This is a genomic window from Glutamicibacter sp. AOP12-B1-11 (genome assembly GCF_052379245.1).
Classification (GTDB): domain Bacteria; phylum Actinomycetota; class Actinomycetes; order Actinomycetales; family Micrococcaceae; genus Glutamicibacter.
Genome location: NZ_JBQSYL010000006.1, coordinates 90239 through 105837, shown reverse-complemented (window position 1 = coordinate 105837; position 15599 = coordinate 90239). Strand labels below are relative to the sequence as shown.

At 61.4% G+C, this 15599-nt stretch carries 16 protein-coding genes; 3 read left to right on the top strand and 13 right to left on the bottom strand.

The features are described from left to right. Window positions 1–129: 129 nt before the first annotated feature. From ACT3UQ_RS05070 to ACT3UQ_RS05060, 3 genes are all read left to right on the top strand, one after another. On the top strand, window positions 130–1398 hold the full coding sequence (locus ACT3UQ_RS05070) for a quaternary amine ABC transporter ATP-binding protein (RefSeq protein WP_105552020.1): 1269 nt from the start codon (window positions 130–132) through the stop codon (window positions 1396–1398). Further along, window positions 1398–2294, top strand: coding sequence for an ABC transporter permease (locus ACT3UQ_RS05065; protein WP_096287035.1), 897 nt, complete (start codon window positions 1398–1400; stop codon window positions 2292–2294). Before ACT3UQ_RS05070 ends, ACT3UQ_RS05065 begins: the two co-directional genes overlap by 1 nt. Before the next feature lie 64 nt (window positions 2295–2358). Continuing rightward, window positions 2359–3243: a glycine betaine ABC transporter substrate-binding protein gene (locus ACT3UQ_RS05060; protein WP_105552469.1), complete on the top strand. Its 885-nt coding sequence runs from the start codon at window positions 2359–2361 to the stop codon at window positions 3241–3243. Window positions 3244–3320: 77 nt separating this feature from the next. On the opposite strand, the gene ACT3UQ_RS05055 is transcribed toward ACT3UQ_RS05060, so the two are convergent. The 13 genes from ACT3UQ_RS05055 to ACT3UQ_RS04995 form a co-directional block, all read right to left on the bottom strand. Next, window positions 3321–3641 (bottom strand): DUF2469 domain-containing protein, encoded by a 321-nt coding sequence (locus ACT3UQ_RS05055; RefSeq protein WP_096287037.1) that lies wholly within the window; start codon window positions 3639–3641, stop codon window positions 3321–3323. A 16-nt stretch (window positions 3642–3657) separates the two neighbouring features. Next, the gene (locus ACT3UQ_RS05050) at window positions 3658–4365 is read right to left on the bottom strand and encodes a ribonuclease HII (protein WP_105552019.1); all 708 of its coding nucleotides are present in this window, start codon (window positions 4363–4365) and stop codon (window positions 3658–3660) included. 10 nt (window positions 4366–4375) lie between these two features. Further along, window positions 4376–5008, bottom strand: coding sequence for a signal peptidase I (gene lepB / locus ACT3UQ_RS05045; RefSeq protein ID WP_258133424.1), 633 nt, complete (start codon window positions 5006–5008; stop codon window positions 4376–4378). A 229-nt stretch (window positions 5009–5237) separates the two neighbouring features. Further along, window positions 5238–5786, bottom strand: a complete 549-nt coding sequence (locus tag ACT3UQ_RS05040) for a hypothetical protein (RefSeq protein WP_105552018.1) — start codon at window positions 5784–5786, stop codon at window positions 5238–5240. Window positions 5787–5955: 169 nt separating this feature from the next. Then, complete coding sequence (locus tag ACT3UQ_RS05035; protein ID WP_444636587.1) at window positions 5956–8196, bottom strand: trypsin-like serine protease; 2241 nt, start codon at window positions 8194–8196, stop codon at window positions 5956–5958. 400 nt (window positions 8197–8596) lie between these two features. Next, window positions 8597–9244: a signal peptidase I gene (gene lepB / locus ACT3UQ_RS05030; RefSeq protein ID WP_444636586.1), complete on the bottom strand. Its 648-nt coding sequence runs from the start codon at window positions 9242–9244 to the stop codon at window positions 8597–8599. A 13-nt stretch (window positions 9245–9257) separates the two neighbouring features. After that, on the bottom strand, window positions 9258–9617 hold the full coding sequence (gene rplS / locus ACT3UQ_RS05025; RefSeq protein ID WP_105554629.1) for a 50S ribosomal protein L19: 360 nt from the start codon (window positions 9615–9617) through the stop codon (window positions 9258–9260). A gap of 235 nt (window positions 9618–9852) precedes the next feature. Next, window positions 9853–10662, bottom strand: a complete 810-nt coding sequence (gene trmD / locus ACT3UQ_RS05020; protein WP_096287886.1) for a tRNA (guanosine(37)-N1)-methyltransferase TrmD — start codon at window positions 10660–10662, stop codon at window positions 9853–9855. Between the two features lie 5 nt (window positions 10663–10667). Next, on the bottom strand, window positions 10668–11198 hold the full coding sequence (gene rimM, locus ACT3UQ_RS05015) for a ribosome maturation factor RimM (RefSeq protein ID WP_105569146.1): 531 nt from the start codon (window positions 11196–11198) through the stop codon (window positions 10668–10670). 155 nt (window positions 11199–11353) lie between these two features. Next, a complete protein-coding gene (locus ACT3UQ_RS05010; protein ID WP_105554626.1) occupies window positions 11354–11593 on the bottom strand; it encodes an RNA-binding protein in 240 nt (79 codons plus the stop codon). Between the two features lie 2 nt (window positions 11594–11595). Further along, entirely contained in the window at window positions 11596–12006 is a 411-nt protein-coding gene (rpsP, locus tag ACT3UQ_RS05005) for a 30S ribosomal protein S16 (protein ID WP_105554625.1), read from the bottom strand. Window positions 12007–12434: 428 nt separating this feature from the next. Next, window positions 12435–13841, bottom strand: a complete 1407-nt coding sequence (locus ACT3UQ_RS05000) for a hypothetical protein (protein ID WP_444636585.1) — start codon at window positions 13839–13841, stop codon at window positions 12435–12437. Between the two features lie 70 nt (window positions 13842–13911). Next, the gene (locus ACT3UQ_RS04995) at window positions 13912–15435 is read right to left on the bottom strand and encodes a SulP family inorganic anion transporter (protein WP_105569148.1); all 1524 of its coding nucleotides are present in this window, start codon (window positions 15433–15435) and stop codon (window positions 13912–13914) included. Window positions 15436–15599 lie beyond the last annotated feature (164 nt).

Here is a 15599-nt window from a genome sequence, read left to right as displayed (position 1 = left end):
GTTTACTTCGGGCCGTGCAAGCAAGAAGCGAGTGCCAGCGATCTTTAGTTCGAGGATTCGACTGCTGCGACCGCGGCTTGTGGTCCCCAATCGGCCCGTGCCTTCACAGGTAGACGGGCAGTGGAGACAATGACCAGCAACATCGCCGTCAAGGTCGAGAACTTGTATAAGGTCTTCGGTCGCAAACCGCAGGAAGCGGTGAAGAAGCTCAAAGCCGGTACGAAGCGGCAAGATCTGCCTGCATCGAACACCGCAGCCGTTATCGATGCCTCCTTTGAAGTTAAAGAAGGCGAAATTTTTGTCGTCATGGGCCTCTCCGGCTCGGGCAAATCCACGCTGATCCGCACGCTGAACGGCTTGTGGGACGCTACCTCGGGGCAGATCACCGTCGGGGAAGACAAGATCACCGGGATGTCGGCCGCGAAGCTGCGCGAGGTGCGGCGAAAACGTGTCTCTATGGTTTTCCAGCACTTCGCCTTGCTGCCGCACCGTTCCGTATTGGCCAATGTGGCCTACCCGCTCGAGCAGCAGGGCGTGGGCCGGGCCCAGCGGCTGTCCACCGCCGCGAAAACCTTGGATCTGGTCGGCTTGACCGGCTGGGGCGACAAGATGCCCAGCGAACTATCCGGTGGCATGCAGCAGCGCGTGGGCATCGCCCGGGCGCTGGCGGCAGACACCGAACTGCTGCTTATGGACGAGGCGTTCTCCGCCCTTGACCCGCTGATCCGCCGCGAGATGCAAGAACAGCTGGTTCAGCTGCAAGCCAAGCTCGGTAAGACGATCGTGTTCATCACCCACGATTTGAATGAGGCGATGTTCCTCGGGGACCGGATCGCGGTGATGCGCGACGGGCAGATCGTCCAGGTGGGCACCCCGGAGGAAATCCTGATGGATCCGGCCAACGACTACGTGGCCCAGTTCGTGCAGGATGTGGACCGCGCCCGTGTGCTGACCGCCTCCTCGGTGCTCGAGCCGACTAGGGCGGTCATCCAGGAGACGGCCGGGCCGCGCAACGCCCTGCGCACCATGCACGAGATGTTCCTCTCCGCGGCGATCGTCACCGACCGGGACCGCAAGGTGCTGGGGATGATCACCGACCGCGACGCGCTGAAGCTGGTCCGCCAGGGCGAGACTTCCATCGCCTCGAAGATCCAGCCGCTGGAATCGGTGAACCGCGACACGCAGCTGATCGACCTGTTCGTTCCCTCGGTGGAGTCCCCCTTGCCGGTGACCGTCACCGATAGCGAGAACCGCTTGCTGGGAGTGATCCCGCGGGTGACGCTGCTGGCGGCCCTGGCTTCCACTGCCCCACCGACCGAAGAAATGACGGTGCTGGATCAACCGCTGCCGGGCAATGTTGTCAGCGCGGCCCTGCAGGGCGCCGGGGAGGAAAACTAATGAACGACTTCATTATTCCGGTTGGAGATACCGCCGAAAAGGGCGTCAACTGGGTCGTAGACAATCTGGGCCCGTTCTTCGATTTTCTGCGCGCGATCTTCGTGGAGATGTATGACGGGGTCTATTACGTGCTGGGCACTCCGCACTTCTCGATCATCATCGCGTTGGTGGCACTCATTGCGCTCTTCGCCCGCGGCTGGCAGTTCATGCTCGGCGCGGCGCTCGGGCTGGTCTTGATCGTGGGCATGGACCAATGGGATAACGCCATGATCACTCTGGCTCTAGTACTCGTGGCAACCTTCTGGGCGCTGTTGATCTCGCTGCCGCTGGGGATTTGGGCGGCCAAGTCGCAGACCTTCTCGCAGATCGTCCGGCCATTTTTGGACTTCCTGCAGACCATGCCGGCCTTCGTCTACTTGATTCCGGCGCTGATGCTCTTCCGCGTCGGCGTGGCCCCGGGCATCGTGGCCACGATCGCCTTCGCGTTGGCCCCCGGCGTGCGCTTCACCGAACTGGGCATCCGCTCGGTGGATCGGGAAGTGGTCGAGGCCGGCCAGGCCTTCGGCTCCTCCCCCGGGCGCATCCTGCGCCAGATCCAACTTCCACTAGCCCTGCCGACCATCATGGCCGGCGTCAACCAGGTCATCATGCTTTCGCTGTCCATGGTCGTGATCGCCGGCATGGTCGGTGCCGGCGGCCTAGGCGGCGACGTGATCGCCTCGCTGGGCCGGCTGGATACCGCACTGGGCGTCGAGGCAGGACTGGGCGTGGTGATCCTCGCGATGATCCTGGATCGGTTGACCAATGCCTTCGGACGGCAGTCCGGGCTCTTCACCTGGTTCGCCAAGCGCCGCAAGGCCGCAGCCAAGGCGAAGGAACAAGAACTCGCGGCCTGAACCCCGTGCTGAATCACCAATGAATCCGGCGGAATTGACCGCCACACCGAAAGGAAACACGATCATGAAACGCAATTACTTCAAAGTTGGAGCGGTTCTCGCCGCCAGCGCCCTGGCGTTGACCGCCTGCGGCAACGATGGCGGAAACGAAGCCGCCGGAGAAGACAAGAAGCTGAATATCGCGGTCTTCAACGGCTGGGATGAAGGCATTGCCAGCAGCGAGCTGTGGAAGGCGGTGCTGGAGGAAAAGGGCTACGAGGTCGAGCTGACCAACTCCGACGTCGCTCCCCTCTTTGAGGGACTGTCCTCGGGCGACTACGACCTGACCACCGACGTGTGGCTGCCGGTCACGCACGCCTCCTACCTGGAAGACTACGGCGACGAGATCGAGGATCTGGGCGCATGGAACACCGAGTCGCGGCTGACCGTAGCCGTCAACGAGGACGCGCCGATCGATTCACTGGACGAGTTGGCGGCGAACGCGGACAAGTTCAACAACCGCATCGTGGGCATCGAGCCCGGTGCCGGATTGACCGAGGCCATGAACGAGGCGGCCATCCCGGAGTACGGTCTGGACGATATGGAATTCCTGACCAGCTCCACCGCCGCGATGCTCACCGAGCTGGAGACCGCGACAAATAACGGCGAGAACATCGTGGTCACCCTCTGGGAGCCACACTGGGCGAACGCCGCATTCCCGGTGAAGAACCTGGAAGACCCGAAGGGCTCCCTGGGTGACGCCGAAGGCATTCACACCTTCAGCCGCACCGGCTTCGCCGACGACCACGCCGAGGTAGCCAAGTGGATGGGCGACTTCAAGATGGATCTGGAGACCCTCTACGATCTGGAGAACCTGCTGTTCGTCGAGAACGACACCGACGACTACCAGCCGCTGGTCAAGCAGTGGATGGAAGAGAACCGCGAGTTCGTCGACGGCATGACCGACTAGTCACTAGCGTAAGCACTTGAGCACGCGGAAGGCTCCCAACCAGTTGCTGGTTGGGAGCCTTCGTGCGTTCGGTGCGTTTAGCCCTGCAATCCTTCTTTGGGGATCTGCAGTTCGTCGCGGTTCAGTTCCTCGACGTTCACATCCTTGAAGGTCAGTACCTTCACGGTCTTCACGAAGCGGCCCTGGCGGTAGATATCCCAGACCCAGGCGTCGGTGAGGTTCAGCTCGAAGTACACCTCGCCGGAATCGGTCAGGGTCTTCACATCGACCTGATTCGCCAGATAAAAGCGGCGTTCGGTTTCCACCACATAGTTAAACAGCCCCACCACGGCCTTGTACTCGCGGTACAGCTGTAATTCGAGGTCTGATTCGTAGTTTTCGAGGTCTTCGGCAGCCATGGTTCGTCCTTTGTCTCTAGGTTTTACCTTGGGCCTTTTCGGGCTTGGAAGTCAAGTTCCAACTTTTCCGGTGCAGGTCGCAGGGGCCAAGTTTTTCGATTGCCGCCCGATGCGTGGCGGTGGCATAGCCCTTGTTGATTTCCCAGCCGAAGGCCGGATACTCGGTGGCGGCCTGGACCATGATCCCGTCGCGCTCCACCTTCGCCAGGATCGAGGCGCCGGCGATCGCCTGGCAGGTCATATCTCCCTTGATGATCGTGCGCACCGGAATGTGCAGCCCCACCGGTTCGCGCTCATCGTCCAGCAGGTCGAAAAGATCCTGCTCCGGAGCGGTGAGCCAGTCGTAGCTGCCGTCCAAGAGGATCGCCTCGGGGGCCACGGCGCTCTGTGCGACGGCGCGGGTGCCGGCCAGGCGCAGCGCCCCGGTGACCCCGAGCTGATCGATCTCCGCGGCGCTGGCATGCCCCACGCCGTAGCCGAGCGCCCATTCGCGCACCGGGGTCACAAGTTCTTCGCGGCGCGCGGGGGTGAGCAGCTTCGAATCGCGCAGTTCGGGGAATTCGGTCACCTGCTGCATGTCGATGACGCTGACGCCCACCGTGATGGGGCCGGCCAAGGCGCCGCGGCCCACCTCATCCGCCGCGCCGATGAAGCGCACGCCGTGCTCGGCCGCCAAGGCCCGTTCGTGCTCCAGGGTCGTGGGCTGTGCCTTAGTCGTGGCCATGGGCCGGGGCCTAGTTGCTGCCTGCGTCAGGGACGTTGGCGAAGACTTCTTCGTGGGTGTCGATCCCGCCGAGTCGGTTCAGCGGCCAGGAGATGACCGAGGCGCGGCCCTGGACGGACTCCAGGTCCACGAAGCCGCCCTGGACATCGACGTGGAAGCGCGAGTCGGCGCTGGCGCCGCGGTGATCACCCATGACCCAGACCTTTCCCTCCGGAACCGTCACCTGGAACTTGATGTCGCTCGGTGCGTCGCCCGCGAAGATGTACGATTCGTCGATGGGTTCGCCGTTGATGGTGAGCTTGCCATCGGAGCTGCAGCACTCGACGGTGTCCCCCGGCATGCCGATGATGCGCTTGACCAAGTACTGCTCGTCGGCGGCCGGCAGGATGCCAACCCAGGACAGTGCGTTCTCCAAGGCAGTCGGGTCGTTTTCCAGCGGCGGCAGCCACTGCAGGTCGTCGCGGAAGACCACCACGTCGCCGCGTTCGAGGTCGAACGGGCCGGGAGTCATCAGGTTGGCGAAGATGCGGTCGTTGATCTGCAGCGTATTCTCCATCGACCCCGAGGGGATGTAGTACGCGCGGAAGAAGAACGTCTTGATGAGCAAGGAGAGCGCAATAGCGATGACGAGAATGATCAGCACTTCTCTTACAAATCGCCAAAGCCGGTACAACGGGCCCCGCGCTGGGGGTACTTCTGCGGATTCGGCGCTCACGTTCGGTTTCTTACCTTTCACTGTCATGCAATACTTCTCATCTTACTTGGCGCGCAGGTCATTGCGCCGGAGGCCAGCTCAGCGCGTAAAAATCGCGGCTTAACGTGCAAGGCCGGCCAAGCATAAGATGTGCTTGGCCGGCCTTTAACGCAACCGGTTATTTGGCGCGGGTGGCGATGCCGCCGCTCTTCTGGAATTCGACCGGGATGCCGCCCAATGGCTTCTCCGCTTCCAGCAAGGTCTTGATTTCCTCCAGGTGGCTGGAATCCACCGACAGGGTCAGTCCACCGATTTTCGGGTTCAGGGTGTAGCCGTGGATCGAAACGTTCAGCGGGGATTCCAGCCCTGCCTGCCACTTCATCACGTCCTTGATGGCCTGGCGGAGATCATCGGCGGAGTACTCAACCAGGTGCGGCTCCGCACCGGCTTCCTCGATGGCCTTCATCTGGCTTTCGTCGGTGGTCGACACGTTGAGCTTGCCGTCTTCGATCCAGCCCTGCACATAGTCCTCCCCCAAGGTGGCGGACAATGCGTCGTTGGTTTCTAGAAGTGCGTTTTGGTCCACAACATTCTCGCTGCCGGTAGGTTCAGTAGTTCCCTCGCCGCTGGTGGACGCCTGCCCGCAACCGGAGAGCATGAGCCCTGCGACGACTGCGGTGGATGCCAGTGCAAGTGAACGACGAGCTGATGGGGATTTGTAGATCATGGTACTACCGCCTCAAGGTCATTAGGATCACCTAGGAAGATGATAACTGGGCTTCTGCAAAGTATTCGGTGAGGCACATGTGTGCCAAGTGAAAGTGCCCCGCTACCGTTGCCGGTAGCGGGGCACTTTCGGGTCGCGGCCGGGGCTACAACCGTTTAGGGATTATCCCTTAGCTGTGGCGACGGTTTCCGCGGCGGAACAGCAGGAACATTGCGCCTACGAGAGCCAGGGCTCCACCAGCGGCGATCAGCGGAACGGTGCTGGAACCGGTATCGGCCAGCGGGTCCTTCTGCTCAGGCGACTTGGTTGGAGTCTGGTCATCCTTTGGAGCCTCGGTAGGCTCTTCGGAATCATCCTCGGTTGGAGTTGGCTTAGCCGACTCGGTTGGCTCCTCGGTAGGAGTAGCCGATTCGGTTGGCTCCTCAGTTGGAGTAGCCGACTCGGTAGGTTCCTCAGTTGGAGTAGCCGTTGGCTCCTCGGTTGGAGTAGCCGACTCGGTAGGTTCCTCAGTTGGAGTAGCCGTTGGCTCCTCGGTTGGAGTAGCCGTTGGCTCCTCGGTAGGAGTAGCCGACTCGGTAGGTTCCTCAGTTGGAGTAGCCGTTGGCTCCTCGGTAGGAGTCGCGGTTGGCTCCTCGGTAGGAGTTGGGGTCGGCGTCGGAGTTGGCTCCGGAGCCGCAACGAGTACCGAACCGGTTGCATTGCCCGACTTGTTGAAGCCGTTCACTGCGGTCATGCGGAAGCTGAACTCGCCCTCTTCTGCAGGTGCGACGAAGGTGAAAGTCCCGTCTGCCTTGACGTCAGCAAGCTTGTACAGCTTGCCGTCGACAACGATACGGACCTGGGTGCCTGTCGAAGCGCCTTCAACCTTACCGGTGATGGTTGCTCCCGGCTTGACCTCAGCGCCAGCTGCTGGCGAGCTCTGAGCTGGTGCCTCCACGAAGAACTTCACTTGGTAGTCGGCAACGCCTGAAATGCGCTCCTGTGCATCAACTAAACCAGTGTAGAAGGCAAGGTCATCGGCAGTGTCTTCCAGACCATCTTCGCCACCGGAGTTCGCCGAGTTGATACCGACTGCTTTGTTGCCGATGAGCACGGCACCACCCGAGTCACCCTGGTCCAAAACACTCTGGTTCGGGTTTGGCGCAGTGTAGCCCCAGACAGCGCGGACGTCATCATCGTAGCCACCTACGAAGAACAAGCCCTCACCAATGATTTCTGAGCAGCTCCATCCGGTAGTGCGTCCCGAGGAACAAGCCTGGGCACCAACAGTAGCGGTCGCTACTCCAGTAACCTGAATGGTGCTTTCACGCTCGTCCTGGTTCGCTGGCCATTCCGAAACCTGGTCATGCAACATCAGATCGGGGTTGATCGCGTCAATAACGGCAATGTCGGTACCAAGCTCCGGCTTCTCCGGAACACCTGGCGTGCCGGAATTGTTCGGGCCACCGAATTGGCTGAAGCCAAACGTGCCAAGCTTGTTGCTAATACCCTCGATCTGATCCGGGTCGCCGTGCTCAACTACGTAGGTGTCGGTCATTGCACCGTCTTGCGTGCAGTGTCCCGCAGTGATAATCGCGTCAGCGCCTGATGGGTCCCAAGCATTGAAGCCTACAGAGCAAAGGAATGTCGGATCCTGCCCTGATGGAGCGATTCCGTATCCCATTCCACCGTAGATATCTTCGATGGCGCTGGCGCTTGCTTTGCCTTCACCCTCAGTCTCCACCAGGTCGACGCCGGCTTGTGCGGCGAATGCATCCAAAGTGAGCTTGTTCTTGTCCGCAGACTTCGAAGCGCGTGGGCTGGGCGACTTGTCCTGCTGAGAGGACTTTCCGTTCATCTTCGTCGGACCTTCATTGCTGGCAATGCCACCCGCAATGATCTGAAGCCCTTCTTCGGTGTCCAAGATAGCCGTCAGTTGTTCAACTTCTTCAGGCTGAACCTTCTCAACTACCTCGGAGTACAGCTCGTTGACACTAGTTATCTTTGGGACAGTAACTAGCTCGGCTTCGAGGGGGGCGGCGGATGATGCAATTACATCCTTCGTCTTCTTCGCGTCCTTTGCGGCAACCTTGAACTCGGCCTTGCCGTCTTTGACGCTGGCCTTGACCTTTACGCCTTCAGCTTCAAGTTTCTTGGTGACCTCGGCAACGGTGTCGTTTGCCTTTGCATCTTCAAGGTACTTCTCTGGCGACTTGTTCAAGTCGCGCTCGATTGCTTCGTCCAAGCCCTTGGTGTCAACTGCAACATCCGAGGCCGATGGCGTAGCGCTCGGGCTCTGCGAAGGGGCCGGAGTGCTTTCAGCCTTATCGGCTGCGACTGCGGGAGCAATGAAGCTACCGCCAACCACCAGTGCGGTGGCCGCGGCAGCGACGATGCCGCGCTGCGCAGTCATGTTCTTTGGTTTTGGCATTAATGCTTCTCCCAGTTAAGTGGTGCGATCGCTTGAAGGTCGCGACCCGGTCTGGGCGCACTTCAGAGCAGTGTGTTGTTACCAAATTGAAACAATATCGGTTTTACAGAGGGAGTTTCAAGGAGCGAGTCCAACAAACGGAGATATTCACGCGAACATTTTCCCTTGTCATTCCATCACCGAAGGATCTTGTCTCGAATCGATGCCGAACCAGGGAAATAGTTTAAGATTGCAGTTCGGTTACTTATCGCTAGTCAGCTAAGTGCGACCTGAGAATTCGCAATGAATTCTCAGCCACACCAGAAAAGCTTGTATTTTCAAGCATTTATCATTTGGGGATATTCGCGCTGAGTGAAAAGTTTTTAAAGTTTTTCGCCAACTCGGGGATGTTGCGGGCTTATTACTCGATGCCGGTGCGCTGATCCAGCGGCCAAACAATCTGCGTGGCCTTGCCGACGACCCGGTCAACACTGATCATCCCGCCGCCACTGGATCCGAGCAGGGCTCTGGAGTCTTCAGACCTTGACCGGTGATCCCCCATAACCCACAATCGCCCCTCGGGGACGACCCCGATGAATTCTTGTTCGCTGGCCGCATCTCCTTCATATATATACGGCTCGTCTGTCGGCACACCGTTGATACTGAGCTTCCCATCCGAGCCGCAGCAGTCTACCGTGTCACCGCCAACGGCAATCACGCGTTTAATGTAGGTATTTTCGGTCCCGCTAAGGCGCAGCGCGCCGAGCAGGTCATCGGCGAAGGATGCGCGGGCGTATGGAAGAAATGAACCGCGGCCGTCGAAGACGATTACATCTCCGCGTTGCGGATCTGCGTGGGCATAGGCGCGACGGTCGACCATGACGCTTTGCCCGGGATTAAGCGTGCTCTGCATCGAGATGGACTCGATGCGGTAGACATCCAGCACCAGTGCGCGGATGAATAGGGTGGCGATAAGGCCACAGATGACGGCGAGAACAACGAAGCGCCAGACCCAAAACCAGGTCCGGCGCTTCGTGATTGCTCGCTCGGGGCTAGCAATCTCGTTCATCAGAGAACAGAGATTACTTCTTGCCGCCGAAGTCGCGCTTCTCGCGGATACGCGCAGCCTTGCCGTGACGATCGCGCATGTAGTAAAGCTTTGCACGACGCACGTCGCCCTTGGTCACTACCTCAATCTTGTCGATGATTGGGGAGTGAACTGGGAAGGTACGCTCAACACCGGTACCGAAGGAAACCTTACGCACGGTGAAGGTCTCGCCCAGGCCGGAACCGTGGCGACCAAGGACGTAGCCCTGGAAAACCTGAACACGCGAGTTCTTACCTTCGATGATGTTGACGTGAACCTTCAGGGTGTCACCCGGAGCGAAGGCTGGAACGTCGGAGCGCAGCGAAGCTGCATCTACTGAGTCAAGAATATGCATTGTGCATCCTCTAGGATCAATGCCACAGGTCACCGAATCCTCGTAGCGGAGCTCATCAACCGATAAGGCGATCTCTCCGAAACGTGTTACCACCGGCAGCCTGTCGCTGCCGATGCGGCGGTTTTTCCGTGTCCCTCATCCCCCTGTGGCAGGAGTAGGACAAAAACACACCAAGAAACAATTTTGCCATATTCTGCCTAGGGGCGCGAGTATGCGCACCCGGCTCGATGGTGATCTAGGACTCTTTAGCCCAGTCCAGCTCCGATTTTGCGATGATTTCTCCGTCGACAACGGCGAATCCGGAGTGCCAGAGAGCATCGCGATCCTTGCGGTTCAGCTTGCTCGCATCGAGCAGTTGGATGAGATCCGGACGGCGAGTGGCGGTACGGCGAATCTGTTCGTCGCGGCGGAAGCGGGCCACCCGTGCGTGGTTGCCGCCGAGCAATACCTCCGGCACCTCGCGGCCGCGCCAGGCGGCAGGCTTGGTGTAGACCGGGTATTCGAGCAGCACATCCGAGTGGGATTCTTCGACCAGGGATTCCGGGTTGCCGATCACTCCGGGGATGAGTCGGGCGATGGCCTCAACCATGACCATCACCGCTACTTCTCCCCCATTGAGCACATAGTCCCCGATGCTGACGGGGATGACGGTGAAGTTCTCGTGCGCGTATTCGATGACGCGCTCGTCGATTCCTTCGTAGCGTCCGCAGGCGAAGACCAGGTGCTCTTCTTCGGCGAGGTCATAGGCCATCTGCTGGTCGAAGACCGCTCCGGCCGGGGAAGGAACGATTAAGATTGGTTTGCGATCCGCCGGGGCCGAAGCACGCACGGTGTCCAGCGCCTGGCCCCATGGCTCGGGCATCATCACCATGCCGGCGCCGCCGCCGAAAGGGGTGTCGTCGACCTTGTGGTGGCGGTCGGTGGTGAAGTCACGCAGGTTGGTGACGTTCAAGTTGAGGATTCCGCCCTCGCGGGCGCGGCCGATCAGCGATAGATCCAGCGGTGCAAGGTACTCCGGGAAGATGGAGACTACGTCGATGCGCATAATGCTTACTTTTCTTCCTCGGAATCGTCCTGGTTCAGCTGCAGCAGCCCGGCTGGCGGGGTGATGGTCAGCGTGCCGGCTTCCAGATCAACGTCGGGGACAAATTCGTCCACGAACGGCAGGTAGATCTCCTCGCCATTGTTGTCCTCGAAGACCAGGAGGTCTTGGGCCGGGTTGGTGCGCAGCGCGGTGATCACGCCGACCTGCGTGCCTTCGTGCATCACCTTCAGATCGAGAAGCTCATGCTCGTACCATTCATCCGATTCGCTTTCTTCCTCGCCGGTGACCTCGATTTCGAGGCGTGCCTGGCGCAGGGTTTCTGCGGTGTTGCGGTCCTTGATTTCTTCGAAGGCGACCAAAAGAATGGTTTTGTTCCAGCGCGACTTGCTGACGGTCAAGGTTTTGACCGGACCGTCGATGACGTGGAGCACCTCGCCGGGTGCGAAACGTTCATCTGGGACGTCGGTGAGGACCTGAACGGTCACTTCGCCACGGATTCCGTGGGGCTTGCCGATACGTGCTACCTGCAATCGCATAATCTGGTGATCATTCTCCTTGGATTCACGGGACGGTGCCACGCGCTGTGGTGCCAAAAGCTGGCGGGTGAAACACGAGAAGGAGTTTCCGCCCTGTTGAGCGGAAACTCCTTCTGTGGTGAGATCAGCTTGCGCCTGACCTCAAAGTTGCTTGGCTAGCGGCTACGATCGGTGTCGATAACATCAACACGAATCGGCTCCTTAGCCAACGCTGCCATCACGGTACGCAGTGCCCGTGCGGTACGTCCCTGGCGACCGATCACACGACCGAGATCATCCGGGTGCACACGCACTTCGAGCAGGTCGCCGCGGCGGTTGGACTTCAGGGCAACCCTGACGTCTTCCGGTTCCTCGACTACCCCGCGAACCAAATGGTCCAGCGCATCGGCAAGCATGATTACTCGGCCTCGGTGGCTTCAGCTTCTGCCGGCTCGGCAGCTGGCTTCTCGGCCTTCTTGGTGATGGCCTCCTTGAGGATCACCGAACCCTTTTCAGGAGCAACGAATGCAGGCTTAGGCTCGGCAACCTGGTAGGTGCCTTCCTGGCCTTCGATGCCCTTGTGCTTCTGCCAGTCACCAGTGATGGTCAGCAGCTTGTGTACCTGCTCGGTTGGCTGGGCGCCAACGGAAAGCCAGTACAGTGCACGCTCGGAATCGATCTCGATGATCGATGGGTTCTCGGTTGGGTGGTACTTACCGATCTCCTCGATGGCACGGCCATCGCGCTTGGCGCGCGAGTCCATAACAACAACGCGGTAGAAAGGTGCGCGCATCTTACCGAAGCGCTTCAGACGAATCTTTACGGCCACTTTAGTGGTCTCCTGTTTCTCAACATGGGCGAGCCAAACGTTTCGCGCCTGTGGGGCAGGCCGTACTAGTTCAACTCTAAAAAAGGACAGGATCTATCACGGAGAGAGGGTCCACAATAAATCGAGTACCTTCCAATCATGCCAGAGACTCACAAGCGATACCAACTCAATCTTTGTGGGATGCGCTACTGAGCCGGCTACTCCCGGGCTCGGGTTAGGCGACGGCAGAGAAGTAGCTATTGCGCCGCGGTATTTGCGCCGGGTCCAGATACTTGGGCAGCAGGATGTGCGGCAGGCTATCGACCATGGCAATTCTAAGCAATCTTCGATGGATTGCCGTGTGGTGCTGCCGGCAGAGCACCGCGCAGTTTTCCACGCAGGTCTTGCCGCCGCGTTCCCACCAGTTGCAATGGTGGTATTCGAGCATTTCATGCGGGGCCGTGCATCCGGGGACGATGCACCCGCGGTCCCGGGCGAAGGCAGCTCGCTTGATCGGCTCCGGGAAGAGCCGCTGGGATCTGCCGACATCGAGCACCTGGCCGTTGCCGCCGAAGACGATCGGGATGATCTGGGCATCGCAGAGGAGCTGGCGAAGTTCGCCGGGGTCGAGTTCCACACCGTGCGCGGTCAGCCCCCTTGGCTTGGGCCAGGTCTTCGAGGTTCTGCGCCTGCATGTTCACCAGGATCTGCGGGGTAACGGTCTTGGCGCCCGGTGCCGAGTGGGTCAGTGAGGCGAGCAGCGCGTTCAGGCGGCGCTGGGCCACCGTGACCTGGTCCGCTTCGGCCGCTCTGTCCGCGGCCCCTGTTGGTGCCTCCGGGCCGGGAGTGGGATTTCCGGCTGACTCGGGTGCGGAGGCTTCATCCTCCGCCGGGATCTGCGCCCACGCCGGGGCGGGCCGATCGCTGTCGAATAGCGTTTCGGGGGCCGGTTCGGGTGGGTTGGCGGAGCGCGCTGCTTGGCCGCTTCGGGTGCGCGGGTTGTCCGCCTGTCCGACAAATGAGCGGAATTGCTCGGCTTGGGCTCCCTTGACGCGCACCAGATAGGTATCCACCCCGTTGCGGGTGCCGCGGCTGAAGAACCCGCATTCGGGCTCGGTGGCCTGCGCGTGGGCTTTGCGGTAGCCGGCCAGCAGGTCCGTGAACTTCTTTTCCCCGGTGGCGCGGTCTTCTTCGGTGAGCAGCTTGACCGCATGAGCCTGCATCGGCCGTCCGTCTCGGTGCGTTGCCACCGGGTCCAGTGGCGCGCCCTCGAAGCTGGTATCTGCCGGTTCCAGCTGCTCCAGGCTGCGGGCGGTTTTGGCGACGCGTCGTGGGTCGAGGCTTTCATGCCCGGAATGCAGTGTTGCGAGCTCTGCGAAGCGCGGCGACAGTGCGCTGCCGTCCATATTGCGCCGGGCCACCAGCAGGTGGGCGTCGTTGATCCGCCGGTCCGCCTCGTGGAAGTCCAGCCCGAGCCAGCCGGCGGTGAACCCGGCGGCATTCCGGTAGAGGGTGCGTCCGGATTCCTGGCGCGCCGGCCGGGAGTAGTCCGCCCGGTGGTCGCGGACCGCGCTCAGCTCTTCTTCGGCGAGCAGATGCGCGCCGGTTCCCTCGCAGTGGGCCGCCGCGCGAAGTTGCTCGCGCACGGCGTAGCGGAAGATGTTTTCGATGCACAGCGCGTGGGCGGCGGCCACGCGCGGGTCCGTTGATTCGCGCAGCCGGACCGAAAGCTTCTGCAGCACCTCCAGGCACAGCTCCATGACCTCGAGGAGCACGGCGATGGCGCCTTGCGGGATGCTCCCGGTCACGAATTCACGCAGTCCGGTCAGTCCGGCCGCTAGCTGGGAAATACTCATGCAGCCATCATCACGCCATTTCCGGCTGCGCCCCGCGGGCGCCGACGGGCTGTGGAGAACTTCGGCCGGGCTAGTGCCCGCCGCCGAGCTTGCCGCCCAGGCGTTCGCGCATCTTCAGGCTCGCCGCGTTCAGCCCCTCGATTTCCACGGTCTTGCCGTACTTCTCGTACTTCGCGCCGATGGCGTCCAGCGCGGCGCTGGTGGAGGCGTCCCACAGGTGCGAGTTGTGCATGTCGATGACCACGCGGTCCGGATCCTCGGCGTAGTCGAACTGGGTGTAGAGGTCGTTGGAGGAGGCGAAGAACAGCTCCCCGTTGACCTCGTACTTGGCGATCTGCACCCCGAAGTGCTCCTCCAGGCGGCGTTCAACGGTGACCAGGTGGGCCACCCGGTTGGCGAAGAGCACCATCGCGGTGAGCACCCCGACACCCACGCCGATGGCCAGGTTGTGCGTGGCGACGGTGACCACGACGGTGGCCAGCATGACGGTGGTTTCGCTCTTGGGCATCATGCGCAGGGTGGCGGGCTTGATGCTGTGCCAGTCGAAGGTGGCCACCGATACGAAGATCATCACGGCCACCAGCGCGGCCATCGGGATCAGCGCCACGATGTCGCCCAGGACCACCACCAGGATCAGCAGGAACACCCCGGCGAGGAAGGTGGAGATGCGGGTGCGCGCCCCGGAGGCCTTGACGTTGATCATGGTCTGCCCGATCATCGCGCAACCGCCCATGCCGCCGAAGAAGCCGGTGATGATATTCGCCGCGCCCTGCCCCCAGGACTCGCGGGTCTTATTCGAGCGCGTGTCGGTGACGTCGTCCACCAGCTTGGCGGTCATCAGGGATTCGAGCAGGCCGACGAAGGCCATGGCCAGCGCGTAGGGGAAGAGCACCTGCAGGGTTTCGAGGTTCAGCGGCACATCGGGGAAGAACAGCGCCGGCAGGGATTCGGGCAGCTGACCCTTGTCCCCCACGGTGGGCACGGCCAGCGAGGCCAGCACGGTGATCAGCGTCAGCACCACGATGGCCACCAGCGGGGCCGGGACGGCGGTGGTGAGCCTGGGCAGGCCGAAGACGATGAGCAGGCCCAGGGCCACCAGCGGGTAGACCAGCCAGGGCACGCCGAGCAGTTCGGGCACCTGGGAGAGGAAGATCAGGATGCCCAGGGCGTTGACGAAGCCGACCATCACCTGGCGCGGGATAAAGCGCATCAGCTTGGCCACGCCGAGCAGCGCGAGCAGCACCTGGAAGATGCCGGCCATGATCACCGCGGCGATGAAGTAGTCGATGCCGTGGCTGGCCACCAGCGGCGCGATGACCAGCGCGATGGCGCCGGTGGCCGCGGAGATCATCGCCGGCCGCCCGCCGAGGAAGGCGATGGACACCGCCATGGTGAAGGAGGCGAAGAGCCCGAGGCGCGGATCCACCCCGGCGATGATGGAAAAGGCGATGGCCTCGGGGATCAGCGCCAGGGCCACCACCAGCCCGGCGAGCACCTCGGTCTTGAGCAGCCGCGGGGATTTGAGCGTGCGCAGCACCGATTGGCGCTCTTCCGGCGTGGGAACCGGGGGTGCTGCCGTGGTTTTTGTCGCCATTACCGGCTCCGTTCAGGAAAGGGGGCGAGCGCGGTGGCACCGCGTTGCATAGAATCAGTGGGGTGTGCGCGGCCCTGGCCTCGGGCAGACCAAGGCCGAGACCGGGAATGGCCCCGGCGGCGCAGCAACCGATTCAAACTTACCTTAACGTAAGGGTAGAGTTT